This window comes from Streptomyces millisiae, from assembly GCF_031845425.1.
GTDB lineage: Bacteria > Actinomycetota > Actinomycetes > Streptomycetales > Streptomycetaceae > Streptomyces > Streptomyces millisiae.
In genome coordinates, this window is sequence record NZ_JAVREM010000285.1 from 1 (window position 1) to 459 (window position 459).

The 459-nt window shown below is 69.7% G+C and carries 1 protein-coding gene; it reads right to left on the reverse strand.

Annotated elements, in window-relative coordinates; translation table 11 throughout:
• On the reverse strand, positions 1-243 hold a 243-nt coding region (locus RNC47_RS36700; protein ID WP_311605206.1), incomplete at its 3' end, for a Mur ligase domain-containing protein.
• Positions 244-459: the final 216 nt, after the last annotated feature.

Sequence of the window (459 nt, forward strand, 5' to 3'; positions counted from 1 at the left end):
GTCTGTGAGCACTGCCACCGCACCGGCGGCGACCGCGTCTGCCGCATAGCGCGCGCCGTGCACCGCCGCGCCCGGGAGCGCGGCGAACAGATCCCCAGGCTGGGCATCCTGACCGCGCAGGGTGACGCCTGTTACCCGAAGTTCCGGCAGGAGATTTCCGCTAGCGGGTACCGCTTGGACCTGTTCGGCGAGCGGCAGAAGGTATTGGCCGGCGGGACGGCTGGGACGCAGCTTCATGGCCATGCCACAGTACCCATCTGCGGTCCGCCGACCGCACCACCCACGACTATCGCGGTCAGGTCGCCTGCAGGGTCAACCGCGGCCCCGGATCCGCCGACAACGGTACGTTGTGGCGTTGCAGCAGCCACGACGCGATGTTGTGGAACAGCGGCGCCGCCGAGGATCCCGGTGACCCGTCGGCCGCGCGGTGCGGTGCGTCCATCATGATCCCGACGACGT